The 12,400-nt window shown below is 71.1% G+C and carries 15 protein-coding genes; 9 read left to right on the forward strand and 6 right to left on the reverse strand.

The window, feature by feature from the left end; genetic code table 11:
* Positions 1-91: 91 nt before the first annotated feature.
* The 3 genes from ACGFQC_RS05705 (at position 92) to ACGFQC_RS05715 (ending at position 2,530) form a co-directional block, all read left to right on the forward strand.
* Entirely contained in the window at positions 92-271 is a 180-nt protein-coding gene (locus ACGFQC_RS05705) for a DUF6104 family protein (RefSeq protein WP_073491365.1), read from the forward strand.
* A 203-nt stretch (positions 272-474) separates the two neighbouring features.
* Positions 475-1,410 carry a DUF4097 family beta strand repeat-containing protein gene (locus ACGFQC_RS05710; RefSeq protein ID WP_363091051.1) on the forward strand — a complete coding sequence of 312 codons (936 nt, stop codon included), beginning with the start codon at positions 475-477 and terminating at the stop codon, positions 1,408-1,410.
* Between the two features lies 1 nt (position 1,411).
* A complete protein-coding gene (locus ACGFQC_RS05715) occupies positions 1,412-2,530 on the forward strand; it encodes a helix-turn-helix transcriptional regulator (protein WP_363090998.1) in 1,119 nt (372 codons plus the stop codon).
* A gap of 112 nt (positions 2,531-2,642) precedes the next feature.
* Here ACGFQC_RS05715 and ACGFQC_RS05720 read toward each other — a convergent pair whose 3' ends face one another.
* The 4 genes from ACGFQC_RS05720 to ACGFQC_RS05735 all read right to left on the reverse strand — a co-directional run bounded on the left by ACGFQC_RS05720 (position 2,643) and on the right by ACGFQC_RS05735 (position 6,094).
* Positions 2,643-3,227, reverse strand: a complete 585-nt coding sequence (locus ACGFQC_RS05720) for a Clp protease N-terminal domain-containing protein (protein ID WP_363090999.1) — start codon at positions 3,225-3,227, stop codon at positions 2,643-2,645.
* Complete coding sequence (locus ACGFQC_RS05725; RefSeq protein WP_363091000.1) at positions 3,227-3,436, reverse strand: sigma factor-like helix-turn-helix DNA-binding protein; 210 nt, start codon at positions 3,434-3,436, stop codon at positions 3,227-3,229. The genes ACGFQC_RS05720 and ACGFQC_RS05725 overlap by 1 nt, the downstream gene beginning before the upstream one ends.
* A 107-nt stretch (positions 3,437-3,543) precedes the next feature.
* Positions 3,544-4,509, reverse strand: a complete 966-nt coding sequence (locus tag ACGFQC_RS05730; protein ID WP_363091001.1) for a zinc-binding dehydrogenase — start codon at positions 4,507-4,509, stop codon at positions 3,544-3,546.
* 352 nt (positions 4,510-4,861) lie between these two features.
* Complete coding sequence (locus tag ACGFQC_RS05735) at positions 4,862-6,094, reverse strand: NADP-dependent malic enzyme (RefSeq protein ID WP_363091002.1); 1,233 nt, start codon at positions 6,092-6,094, stop codon at positions 4,862-4,864.
* Positions 6,095-6,697: 603 nt separating this feature from the next.
* Between ACGFQC_RS05735 and ACGFQC_RS05740 the strand changes: the two genes are divergently transcribed.
* From ACGFQC_RS05740 to ACGFQC_RS05755, 4 genes are all read left to right on the forward strand, one after another.
* Positions 6,698-7,666 (forward strand): ABC transporter substrate-binding protein, encoded by a 969-nt coding sequence (locus ACGFQC_RS05740; RefSeq protein ID WP_363091003.1) that lies wholly within the window; start codon positions 6,698-6,700, stop codon positions 7,664-7,666.
* Between the two features lie 38 nt (positions 7,667-7,704).
* On the forward strand, positions 7,705-8,643 hold the full coding sequence (locus ACGFQC_RS05745) for an amino acid ABC transporter permease (RefSeq protein WP_363091004.1): 939 nt from the start codon (positions 7,705-7,707) through the stop codon (positions 8,641-8,643).
* Positions 8,640-9,413, forward strand: a complete 774-nt coding sequence (locus tag ACGFQC_RS05750) for an amino acid ABC transporter ATP-binding protein (RefSeq protein WP_363091005.1) — start codon at positions 8,640-8,642, stop codon at positions 9,411-9,413. Before ACGFQC_RS05745 ends, ACGFQC_RS05750 begins: the two co-directional genes overlap by 4 nt.
* 211 nt (positions 9,414-9,624) lie before the next feature.
* Positions 9,625-10,254 (forward strand): CGNR zinc finger domain-containing protein, encoded by a 630-nt coding sequence (locus tag ACGFQC_RS05755; protein WP_363091006.1) that lies wholly within the window; start codon positions 9,625-9,627, stop codon positions 10,252-10,254.
* Here ACGFQC_RS05755 and sodX read toward each other — a convergent pair.
* A complete protein-coding gene (sodX, locus tag ACGFQC_RS05760) occupies positions 10,158-10,592 on the reverse strand; it encodes a nickel-type superoxide dismutase maturation protease (protein ID WP_363091007.1) in 435 nt (144 codons plus the stop codon). The genes ACGFQC_RS05755 and sodX overlap by 97 nt on opposite strands.
* A 145-nt stretch (positions 10,593-10,737) precedes the next feature.
* Between sodX and sodN the strand changes: the two genes are divergently transcribed.
* Both sodN and ACGFQC_RS05770 read left to right on the forward strand, forming a co-directional pair.
* Positions 10,738-11,133: a superoxide dismutase, Ni gene (sodN, locus tag ACGFQC_RS05765; RefSeq protein WP_356566376.1), complete on the forward strand. Its 396-nt coding sequence runs from the start codon at positions 10,738-10,740 to the stop codon at positions 11,131-11,133.
* A 179-nt stretch (positions 11,134-11,312) separates the two neighbouring features.
* Positions 11,313-12,065: a VOC family protein gene (locus ACGFQC_RS05770; protein WP_363091008.1), complete on the forward strand. Its 753-nt coding sequence runs from the start codon at positions 11,313-11,315 to the stop codon at positions 12,063-12,065.
* 79 nt (positions 12,066-12,144) lie between these two features.
* Here ACGFQC_RS05770 and ACGFQC_RS05775 read toward each other — a convergent pair whose 3' ends face one another.
* Entirely contained in the window at positions 12,145-12,393 is a 249-nt protein-coding gene (locus ACGFQC_RS05775) for a hypothetical protein (RefSeq protein ID WP_363091009.1), read from the reverse strand.
* Between the last annotated feature and the right edge of the window lie 7 nt (positions 12,394-12,400).

Genomic DNA, 12,400 nt, shown 5'->3' on the forward strand with positions numbered 1-12,400 from the left:
TCACGCGGGGGCGGCCTGGCTGTTCCGCGGGGGCGGTACGGCTGTTCCGCGGGGTGCGGCCCGGCTGTTTGCGCCCGCTTATCCTTGACCCATGTACTTCACGGACCGTGGCATCGAAGAGCTGGAGAAGAGGCGCGGCGCGGAGGAGGTCACCTTCGAGTGGCTCGCCGAGCAGCTGCGGACGTTCGTCGACCTGAACCCGGACTTCGAGGTCCCGGTGGAACGGCTGGCCACGTGGCTGGCCCGGCTGGACGACGAGGACGACGAGTAGGTCCACCGGCGGCACGCCGGTCGTGTGCGGGGGCGCCCTGAGGGGCGCCCCTTTTGCGTGTCCGTCGGCTGCGGGAGCGGCACGCCCGTCGGCCGCGGGAGGCCGGTCACCGGAAAGAGCGCCTTGACTTCCGAGGTCCGCGATATATCGTGTTTTACGTGAGACGCGATATGGCGTGTCGTGCCGTCGAGGAGGTCATCACCATGTCCGAGTGGTCCGTCGCCGAGCCGAGGAAGCTCTCCTTCGACGAGCCGGTGAGTGAGCTGCACGTCCGCATCGTCGACGGAACGGTCAACGTGGTGGGCACCGACGAGGGTTCCGCGCGTCTGGAGGTCTCCCACATCGAGGGGCCCCCTCTCGTCGTGACCCACCAGGACGGGGCGCTGACGGTGGCGTACGAGGACCTGCCCTGGAAGGGCTTCCTCAAGTGGCTCGACCGCAAGGGCTGGCAGCGCAGTGCCGTCGTCTCGCTCGCCGTCCCGGCCGGCACCCGCGTGGAGGTGGGCGTGGTGAGCGCCGGCGCGGTGGTCTCCGGTATCGACGGCCGTGCCGAGGTGAGGGGCGTCTTTGGCGACACGACCCTCGTCGGCCTGGCGGGGCCGGTCCGCACGGACACCGTCTCGGGGAACGTGGAGGCGCAGGCCCTCACCGGCGACCTGCGCTTCAACTCCGTCTCCGGGGACCTGACCGTCGTCGAGGCGGGCTCCTCCGTGAAGGCCGACTCGGTGAGCGGCTCGATGATCGTCGACCTCGACCCGACGGGCCGCCCCACCGACATCAGCCTGACCAGCGTCTCGGGCGAGATCGCCATACGCCTGCCCCACCCGGCGGACGCGCAGGTGGAGGCGAACACCGCGAGCGGCTCGGTCTCCAACGCCTTCGAGGACCTCCGGGTGAGCGGCCAGTGGGGTGCCAAGCGGATCACCGGCCGTCTCGGCACGGGCAGCGGCCGCCTCAAGGCCACGACGGTCTCCGGATCGATCGCCCTGCTGCGGCGGCCTCCGGTGGAGGACGGGCCCTGGGAGGCCGGGTCGGCTCCGGGCGACGGTGAGTCCGCCGGTCCGGGAGACTGTCCCCCGTCCGGGGACGGTTCAGCGTCCGGCCCGGACGACAGCACGACCGACAAGAAGGTGCTCTGACATGCCTCCCGTCTTCGCCCACGGCCGCCTCCGCCTCTACCTGCTCAAGCTCCTGGACGAGGCTCCGCGCCACGGTTACGAGGTGATCCGCCTCCTGGAGGAACGCTTCCAGGGGCTGTACGCGCCGTCGGCGGGCACCGTGTACCCCCGGCTGGCGAAGCTGGAGGCCGAGGGCCTGGTCACCCACACCAGCGAGGGCGGCCGCAAGGTGTACGCCATCACCGACGCGGGCCGGGCCGAGCTGGCCGACCGCAGCGGTGAACTCGCGGATCTGGAGCTGGAGATCCGCGAGTCGGTCGCCGAACTGGCCGCGGAGATCCGGGCCGACGTGCGCGGAGCGGCGGGCGAGCTGCGGCGTGAGATGCGGGCGGCGGCCTCCGAGGCCCGTCAGGGCACCGGGGCGAACACCGGGCCCGGCGCCGGGGAGTACGGGGAGTACGGCGACAGGGAGTCGTGGCGGGTCGCCAAGGAGGAGATGCGGCGCGCCAAGCAGGAGTGGAAGGAACAGGCCCGCCGGGCCAAGGACGAGAGCCGGCGGGCCCGCGAGGAGGCCCAGCGGGCTCGCCGCCAGGCCAAGGAGGCCCAGGACCGGGCCGTGGCCCAGGCTCAGGAGGAGGTCCAGCGCATAGCGCGACGGGTCCAGGATCAGGTCCAGGACCACTTCGCGCGGGGCGACTGGCCGACGGGCGTCCGAGAGGGGCTGACCGAACTGGCCAAGGAGTTCGGCGAGTTCGGAAAGGACTTCGGGAAGGAGTTCGGCAAGGACTTCGGCTTCGGCCGGGGCGGCGCCGGGAGCCCGGAGCGTGCCGGGGAGACCGAGGGGCCGAAGGCCGCCGCGGGACCGGAGGGGTCGGCGGGAGGCGCGGGTGGGGCCGAGGGTCCGGTCTACACCGAGACCCCCACGGACTTCCCGGCCGGCTTCGAGCCGTCCTGGGCCCACGAGGCGCCCGGCGACGACCCGGCCCGTGACCTGGACCGGCTCCTGGACCGCTTCCGCGACGACATCCGCGACGCGGCCCGCGACCACGGCGTCACCGCCGACCAGCTCCGTGAGGCCCGCCGCCATCTGTCGACGGCGGCGGCCCGCATCGGGGCGATGCTGCGGACCGGCAAGGACTGAACGAAGACACCCGGGCGTCAGCCACCGCCCTGACCGGCCTCACCGCTGCCGCCCGCCGCCCGCCGCCACCGGGCCCGTCTCCAGCCCTCTCCCCCATTCGGCCCTCCCCGGCTCAGCCCGCCCGAGCCTCTCCCCCGGCGTACAGGACGCGGGTCAGGGAGGTGTGGGTGACGCCGTGGTCGGCGAGGACCTCTGCGGATGGGCCGGGGCGGGCGGCCAGGGCGAGCAGGAGGTGTTCGTCGCCGATGCACCGGTCGTGGTGAGCCAGGGCGATGCGCAGGGACTTCACCAGGACGTCCTTGGCATCCCGCCCGAAGCCGGGGCGCCCGAGGCCCCCGGGACGGCCGGTCCGCCGTCCCGTCTCCCGCCGCTCCCCGGACATCGCGCCGACCCCGTGCACCTCCTCGACCCGGGAGACGATCTCCGACACGTCGATACCGAGGCCGGCAAGGGCGTCGGCGTCCGCCCGGGAGAGGCCCGCGCGCCGACGCGCCTCGTCCAGCGCCTCACGGACCGGCCCCCTGCCCTCCACCGGGAGGCCGAGGGCCGCTAGCGCGAAGGAGCCGCGGCTCGCCTCACGGTCCAGCAGGGCGAGCAGCAGATGCTCGGGGCCCACGGTCCCCCCACCGGCGTTCTCGCAGTGCGCGACCGCACCGCGCACCACCTCCCGGGCGTCCTTCGTGAACCGCTCGAACATCACTGCCTCCCGTACTTCTTGTGCACGGCCTGCCTGCTGACCCCGAGTTCCGCGGCGATCTCCTGCCACGACCAGCCCTGCAGGCGCGCACTGCGCACCTGCACCGCCTCCAGCTGCTCCAGCAGCCGGCGCAGGGCGGCTACGGCACGCAGCCCGACCCGTGGATCGCGGTCACCCGCCCGTGCGGCGAGATCCGTTGCTTCGGTCATGATGTCAACTTACGTTGACACACCTGCCATGTCAACCGTGGTTGACGAGGCAGGTGTGCGAAAGGCGGGCCCGGAGCCGGACCCGCCGTCAGGGGCGCGAGAAGCCGTCAGGAGTTGGTGAGGACGATCTTGCCGAACTGGTCGCCGGACGCGAGCCGTTCGAAGCCCTCCCGGGCCCGGTCCAGCGGAAGCACCTCGTCGATGACGGGCCGGACGCCGGTCGCGGCGCAGAAGGCGAGCAGGTCCTCCAGTTCGTCCTTCGTGCCCATCGTGGAGCCGACGACCTTCAGCTCCAGGAAGAAGATCCGGGTCAGTTCGGCGTGGGAGGGGCGGTCGCCGCTGGTCGCTCCGGAGATGACGAGGGTGCCGCCGGGCCGCAGCGACTTCACCGAGTGGGACCAGGTGGCGGCGCCGACGGTCTCGATGACGGCGTCCACGCGCTGGGGCAGCCGCGCCCCGGGCTCGACGGCCTCGACGGCACCCAGTTCCAGGACCCGCTTCCGCTTGGCCTCGTCACGGCTGGTCGCGAAGACCCGCAGTCCGGCCGCCTTGCCGAGCACGATCGCGGCCGTGGCCACGCCGCCCCCGGCGCCCTGCACGAGCACCGAGTCACCGGGTCGCACCCCCGCGTTGGTGAACAGCATGCGGTAGGCCGTCAGCCAGGCGGTGGGCAGACAGGCGGCCTCCTCGAAGGACAGCTCCTTCGGCTTGGGCAGGATGTTCCAGGTCGGCACGGCGACCCGCTCGGCGAAAGTGCCCTGGTAGTGCTCGGTGAGGATGGACCGGGGCTCCCGGGGGCCGACCCCGTGGCCGGTCTGGCCGATGACGGAGTGCAGCACGACCTCGTTGCCGTCCTCGTCGACGCCGGCGGCGTCGCAGCCGAGGATCATCGGCAGCTTGTCCTCCGGGAGGCCGACGCCCCGCAGGGACCAGAGGTCGTGATGGTTGAGGGAGGCGGCCCGGACGGTGACGGTGCTCCAGCCGGGGCGGGCGTCGGGGGCCGGTCGCTCCCCCAACTCCAGTCCGGAAAGCGGCTGGTCGCGGTCGATTCGAGCGGCGTAGACGGCGAACATGCCCCCGACGATAGGGGCCCGCGGCTCCCGGCGAAACCGGGGGACACTGTGAGACATGCCCTCTTGCGCGACCGGCTCACGGACGCGAGCGGACGCCCCCGAGGGAGCGGGGAGACGCGCGGCCGGCCTTCAGGACCGCAGCCGCCGCACCACTGCCACCGCCGTCATCACCGCCACCACCTCATGACCGCTGTCACCGTCATGACTGCTGTCACCGCCGTCAGCGCCGGCGCCGATGGTCGCCGCTGTCACCCGGGAGGCGAGGCTCTCTCCTCGACCCACCCGAACGGGCGCCCGGGCGGGTAAAAAACGGTCCCGCCCGAGGAACGGGCGGGACCGTCTCAGCCGTACGTCAGCGGCGGGCGACCCCTTCGGCACGGGCAGCCGCGGCGACCGCCGCGGTGACCGCCGGAGCGACCCGCTCGTCGAACGGCGAGGGAATGACGTAGTCCGCCGCGAGGTCGTCGCCGACGACACCCGCCAGCGCCTCGGCCGCCGCGATCTTCATGCCCTCGGTGATCCGGGACGCCCGCACCTGGAGCGCACCGGCGAAGATCCCCGGGAACGCCAGCACGTTGTTGATCTGGTTCGGGAAGTCCGACCGCCCGGTCGCGACGACCGCCGCGTACTTGTGGGCGATCTCGGGGTGGATCTCCGGGTTGGGGTTGGCCATCGCGAACACGAAGGCGCCCTTCGCCATCGAGGCGACCGCGTCCTCCGGGACCGTACCCCCGGAGACGCCGATGAAGACGTCCGCGCCGGACAGCGCGTCCCCGAGGGAGCCGGTGATGCCGGCCTTGTTGGTGAACCCGGCCAGCTCGCGCTTGACGTCGGTCAGGTCCTCGCGGTCCGCCGAGACGACACCCTTGCGGTCGGTGACCGCGACGTCCCCGATGCCGGCCTCGACCAGCATCCGGGCGATGGCGACACCGGCCGCGCCGGCGCCCGAGATGACGACCCGCAGGTCGGCGATGGAGCGTCCGCTCAGCCGGGCCGCGTTACGCAGCGCCGCCAGCGTCACGACCGCCGTACCGTGCTGGTCGTCGTGGAAGACCGGGATGTCGAGCCGCTCCTGGAGCCGGCGCTCGATCTCGAAGCACCGCGGTGCCGAGATGTCCTCCAGGTTCACTCCGCCGAACGAGGGCGCGAGGCGCACCACGGTCTCGACGATCTCGTCCACGTCCGTGCAGGCGAGCGCGATCGGCACCGCGTCGACCCCGCCGAACTGCTTGAAGAGGATGGCCTTGCCCTCCATCACCGGAAGGGAGGCCTCCGGCCCGATGTCCCCGAGGCCGAGCACGGCCGTGCCGTCGGTCACGACGGCGACGACGGACGACTTCCACGTGTAGTCGTTCACCAGGTCCGGCTGTTCCGCGATCGCGGTGCACACCCGCGCGACGCCGGGCGTGTAGGCGAGGGACAGGTCGTCCTTGTCACGGATCGGAACGGTGGCCTGCACGGCCATCTTTCCGCCCCGGTGCAGCGCGAACACGGGGTCGAACGAGTCGAGAGGCTCCGCACCGCCCTCCTGGCCCCTATGGTCCGTTTCGCTCTCGCTGCGAGGATTGACGATCTCCGCTGCCACTGTGTCTTACCCCTTAGGTCTTCATGGATGAGGGTGGCCACTCCTGGTTGAGAAGTGGGCGGGCATCGCGCAGGACCCAGCGGTGATACGTACGGGCACTGCGCGTCGGGCGCGCCGCACACGCGCCCTGGGCCCCGGATGAGGGGTGTGAAGAACCTTCTTACCGGACGGACGCCACCGACGACGAGTCCATTCGGTGCAAGGTCACATGCCGCCGCGGGCAGGACTCCACCTCTCCACCTGCACCGTCATATCCCAGTGACATGACTCATGCGTGAAGCGCGAACAAGTCTCGGCCAAACCCTTGACAAGAAGTGACTTCGCGGGCCCATGGCGGAGCGTGTTCGTCCACATGGCGAGATGGACCGAAGATATTCCGGCCGGGAGCGGGGATACCCGCAGATGGTTCGGCCTGCCCTGGTCGCGATGTACCGGACTGATCGGATTCGGGTGTCGCCCGTTATCCGATTTTGACATGGCTGGCCCCCTGATTGGCGTAGTCCGAATGGCAAGATGCCGTCATCACACGAGGTCGCGACACCCGAAGGTGTGTGTTCTCGTCGACCCATCGGCATCTCCATCCATCCGCCGGAGGCACTCACCATGACCGCACGCTCCATCCGTCGTACCACCGCCGCGCGCACCCGGCTCGCCGCGGTCGGAACCCTCGCGGTCACGGGCGCCCTGCTGCTCACCGCGTGCGGTGACCAGACCAAGGACAACGACTCCGGGAGCAGCGACACCGCCTCGGCCGCCACGGCCCCGCTGGCCGACAAGCTGCCCCAGGCCATCCGTGACAAGGGCGTCATCAAGGTCGGTTCCGACATCGCGTACGCGCCGGTCGAGTTCAAGGACAGCTCCGGCAAGGTCGCCGGTATCGACCCCGACATCGCGGCCGCCATGGGCGAGCAGCTCGGCGTGAAGTTCGAGTTCCAGAACGCGACGTTCGACACCCTCATCGGTGGTCTGGCGTCCAAGCGCTACGACATCGCCATGTCGGCCATGACCGACACCAAGGACCGCCAGGAAGGCGTCGACTCCGACACCGGCAAGAAGGTCGGCGCGGGCGTCGACTTCGTCGACTACTTCACCGCGGGCGTCTCCCTCTACACCAACAAGGGCGACGACCAGGGCATCAAGACCTGGGACGACCTGTGCGGGAAGACGATGGCCGTGCAGCGCAACACCTTCTCCCACGACCTCGCCAAGGACCAGGCGGAGAAGTGCACGAAGGACGGCAAGGCGGCCCTCAAGATCGAGGACTTCGCCACCAACCCCGAGGCCGAGACCCGGATGCGCGCCAAGGGCGCCGACGTCGTCTCCGCGGACTTCCCCATCGCCGCCTACTCCGTGAAGAACGCCGGGGGCGGCAAGTACTTCGAGATCGTCGGCGACCAGGTCGAGGCCGGCCCGTACGGCATCGCCGTCGCCAAGGGCAACACCGAGCTGCGTGACGCGCTCCAGGCGGCCGTCCAGGCGATCATCGACAACGGCGAGTACAAGAAGATCGTCGAGAAGTGGGGTGTCGCGGACGGCGCGGTCACCGAGTCCAAGATCAACGGCGGTTCCTGAACCGACACCGTTCGACTCGGCTCTGAAAGGCTCCACCCGTGACTGTTGACGTCAACAAGACGGACGGTCCCGACGCGACGCCCCCCGCCGGACCGGAGGCCATCAAGGCCGTCCCGGTCCGGCACCCGGGGCGATACGTTTCGGCGGTCGTCGCGCTGGCCCTGCTCGGCTCGGTCGTCTACGCCTTCGCGCAGGGCAACATCAACTGGGGCGCGATCCCCGACTACTTCTTCGACGACCGCATCCTGCACGGCGTCTGGAACACCCTGCTGCTCACCGTGCTGTCCATGGTGATCGGCATCGTCGGCGGCATCCTGCTCGCCGTGATGCGCCTGTCGAAGAACCCCGTGACCTCGTCGGTCGCCTGGTTCTACATCTGGTTCTTCCGCGGCACCCCGGTCCTGGTCCAGCTGTTCGTCTGGTTCAACCTGGGCCTGGTCTTCGAGTACATCAACCTGGGTCCGATCTACAAGGACTACTGGTCGTCGTTCATGACGCCGCTGCTGACGGCGCTCCTCGGCCTGGGCCTCAACGAGGCCGCCTACATGGCCGAGATCTGCCGCGCCGGCCTGCTCTCGGTCGACGAGGGACAGACCGAGGCGTCGCAGGCGCTCGGCATGAGCCACACCAAGACGCTCCGCCGGATCGTCATCCCGCAGGCGATGCGGGTGATCGTGCCGCCGACGGGCAACGAGGTCATCAACATGCTGAAGACGACCTCGCTCGTCTCGGCGGTGCAGTTCGCCGACCTCTTCAAGGAGGCCCAGGACATCGGCCAGAACGCCGGCTCCACGGTGGAGATGTACTTCCTCGCCGCCGCCTGGTACCTGATCATGACCTCGATCCTGAGCGTCGGGCAGTACTACGTCGAGCGGTACTACGCCCGTGGTTCGAGCCGCAGCCTGCCGCCGACGCCGCTCCAGCGCGTCAAGGCCGCCGTCCTGCCGGCGCGCCGCTCGAAGGGAGTCCCGGCATGACGCAGCCTTCCCACCCCATGGTGAAGGCCGAGGGCGTCCACAAGTCCTTCGGCCCCGTCGAGGTCCTCAAGGGCATCGATCTCCAGGTGGACTCCGGTGAGGTGTTCTGCCTGATCGGCCCGTCCGGCTCCGGCAAGTCGACCTTCCTGCGGTGCATCAACCACCTGGAGAAGGTCAACGCCGGACGCCTGTACGTCGACGGCGAGCTGGTCGGCTACCGCCAGAAGGGCGACAAGCTGTACGAGCTCAAGGACAGCGAGGTCGCGCTGAAGCGCCGGGACATCGGCATGGTGTTCCAGCGGTTCAACCTCTTCCCGCACATGACCGCGGTCGAGAACGTCATGGAGGCCCCCGTCCAGGTCAAGCGCCAGAACAGGGGCCAGGCCAGGGAGCGCGCCATGCAGCTGCTGGAGCGGGTCGGCCTCGGCGACAAGGCCGGCAACTACCCCTCGCAGCTCTCCGGCGGGCAGCAGCAGCGCGTGGCGATCGCCCGCGCCCTGGCCATGGACCCGAAGCTGATGCTGTTCGACGAGCCGACCTCGGCGCTGGACCCGGAGCTGGTCGGTGACGTCCTGGACGTCATGCGCGACCTGGCGGAGTCCGGCATGACGATGGTCGTCGTCACGCACGAGATGGGCTTCGCCCGCGAGGTCGGCGACAGCCTGGTCTTCATGGACGGCGGTGTGGTGGTCGAGTCCGGCGACCCGCGCGAGGTCCTGACCAACCCGCAGCACGAGCGGACCCAGGCGTTCCTGTCCAAGGTCCTCTGACCGGACGCGACGCACCGCCGAGGGGCGGTACGGGGATCTGCCCCCGTACCGCCCCTCGCGGCATGTCGGCGCCGGCAGCGGGGGTGTCCGAGAGCGAGCCGCCGTGGAGCCGGGAGCCCGCTCCCACGTCGTCCGCGTAATACCCTGGGAGCGCAGTCAGCCGTTACCCGGCCGCACCGACGACCACAGAGCCCATCCGTAAGGACTTCACGTGGAACTGGCCTATTACTCGGACTACGCCGTCCGCCTCGTCAACAGCGAGGAACCGGCCCGGGGCAAGGACTCGCTGACCTCGGTCGAGGCCGTCCGCGGCCTGTTCGGCGGCAACGTGTCGGCGGCCCGCCGCGCCACCGACGCGGACGTCACCCGGTTCCGCTCGGTCCGGGCCCGGCTGCGCGCGGTCTTCGAGGCGGCCGACCGCGGTGACGAGACCCTCGCCGTCGACCTGTTGAACTCCCTCCTGCTGGAGTTCCCGGTCAGCCCGCAGATCTCCGGGCACGACCACCGCGACGACGACGACCGCCCGCTGTGGCACATGCACCTCGCCGACCACCCGTCGAACGCGACCGCCGGCTTCGCGGCCATCGCCGCGATGGGCCTGGCCTTCCACCTGACGGAGCACGGCGTCGACCGGCTGGGCGTGTGCGAGGCGGGCCCGTGCCGCAACGCCTACCTGGACACCTCCACGAACCGCTCCCGGCGCTACTGTTCCGACCGCTGCGCGACCCGCGCCAACGTGGCCGCCTACCGCGCCCGCAAGCGCCTGGAGGCCGACCGGTCGGCGAGCACGGGCCTGGCCGCGGACAGCGCCCAGCGCAGCGCCGCCAGCGGCGAACGCTGATCCGCCTTCCGGGGCCGGTAGCGGAACCGCACCTTCCCGAGGATCAGCTCGTCGGGCACGGTGCCGTAGTCGGTGCTGTCACCGCCGGCGAACACGTTGTCCCCGAGCACCCACCAGCCGCCGTCACGGCGCTCCACGGCCCGCTTGACGACGAGCAGGTCCTGCTGGAAGGGGTGCCGCAGCACGATCACGTCCCCCGGCCGCACGCGGGCCCCGTACCGCACCACCAGCTGGTCGCCGTGGTGCAGCGTGGGAACCATGGACGGGCCGGTCACCTCGGCCAGCCCGAACGGCGCGGCGGCCCTCCCGCGCTCGGCGTCCTGCGACGGCTCCGACATCGCCGGCACCTCCCCTGGTCCGTTCCTCCACAGTCTCAGTCTGACCCCGGACTTTTGTCCTAAGCCCATGGGGGCACTCGCGAAAACCGCTCCCCCAGGGAGTAATGTCCCACCTGAGAAGACGATCACGAGGAAGGAACGCTCCATGCTTTCCCGCCTGTTTGCCCCCAAGGTCACGGTCAGCGCGCACTGCGACCTGCCCTGCGGTGTGTACGACCCGGCCCAGGCCCGCATCGAGGCGGAGTCGGTGAAGGCCGTGCAGGAGAAGATGGCCGCCAACGACGACCCGCACTTCCAGGCGCGCGCCACCGTCATCAAGGAGCAGCGCGCCGAGCTCGCGAAGCACCACGTCTCCGTGCTGTGGAGCGACTACTTCAAGCCCCCGCACTTCGAGAAGTACCCCCAGCTGCACCAGCTGGTCAACGACACCCTCAAGGCCCTGTCGGCCGCGAAGGCGTCGACCGACCCGAAGACGGGCGAGAAGGCGCTGGAACTCATCGCCGAGATCGACAGGATCTTCTGGGAGACGAAGAAGGCCTGACACCCGGCCGTTCCCGACACCGGCGGTCGGTGCACCACCGCGGGACGAGGGACTTCCCGGAGGGGCCCGGTCGGCACACGACCGGGCCCCTGCGGCGTTCCCGGGCGGATGGTCGCGCGTCCTCGCGGGCGCCCGGAAACCGGGGCGGTCCCGCGCGGGCACCGGCCTACGATCGCCGCATGAGCTCCCGCACCCGCGTCCGCTGGACGTACGCCTTCCTCGACCGGCCCGCCGAGCGCTTCGAGCGGGCCTGCGCGTTCTGGACCGCCGTCACCGGCACGGTCCTGTCCGAGCCCCGCGGGGACAAGGGCGAGTTCGTCACCCTCCTGCGGGAGGGGGCCGACGCCTGTGTGAAGGCGCAGGCGGTCGGTGACGGGGCGGGCGGGGCGCACCTCGACTTCTGCGTCGAGGACGTGGCGGCCTTCGTCGCGGCGGCGCTGGACGCGGGCGCGCGCACGGTCGCCGCCCACGACGGCTGGGCCGTACTGCGCTCCCCCGCAGGCCAGTTGTTCTGCGCGGTCCCCTGGCACGGCGAGTCCGTACGCCCGCCCGTGGTGGCCGCCGGCCGCCTGGACCAGGTCAGCATCGACCTCCCGCCGTCCGCGTACGACGCCGAAGTCGCCTTCTGGAGCAGCCTCCTGCCCGACTGGACGTCCCGGCCGGGCTCACTGCCGGAGTTCCACGTGCTGGCGCCGCCACCCGGGATGCCCGTGCGGATCCTGCTCCAGCGCCTCGGTGAGGAGCGGCCCGTCTCCGCCCACCTCGACCTCGCGTGCGGCCAGGACATCGAGACGGTGCGGGCCCGGCACGAGCGACTGGGCGCGCGGTTCGTCGCCGGCCACCCCCACTGGACGGTGCTGCGCGACCCGGCGGGCGGCCTGTACTGCCTGACCGGCCGCGACGCGGAGACGGGCGGGCTGCCGCGCGGGTAGGCGCCACGGACTCCCACGGCCGCCGGTGTCCCCCGCCCCTCCCCGGTCGGCCACCGGGGAACGCCCTGCCGGACGGACGTCAGGAGGCGGGCGCGGCGGGGGTGCCGGGCTGGTCGGCGTGCTCCGCGGACTCGGGGCGGCCGTGCTGTTCGACGGGCTCGGAGTGGCCGTGCCGTGCGGCGCCGGGTTCGAGGAACGAGTCGCAGTCGGGGTTGTGGCACGGGCCCGCCACCCAGCGCGGTACCCATGCGCCCAGCGTCTTGTGGCGCTGGATCACCGTGTCCACGGTCTGCCCGCAGTCGGGACAGACGTGCTTTTCCCTGTCCATCTCCTCA

Source organism: Streptomyces sp. NPDC048734 (assembly GCF_043198675.1).
In the GTDB taxonomy this organism is placed as follows: Bacteria; Actinomycetota; Actinomycetes; order Streptomycetales; family Streptomycetaceae; genus Streptomyces.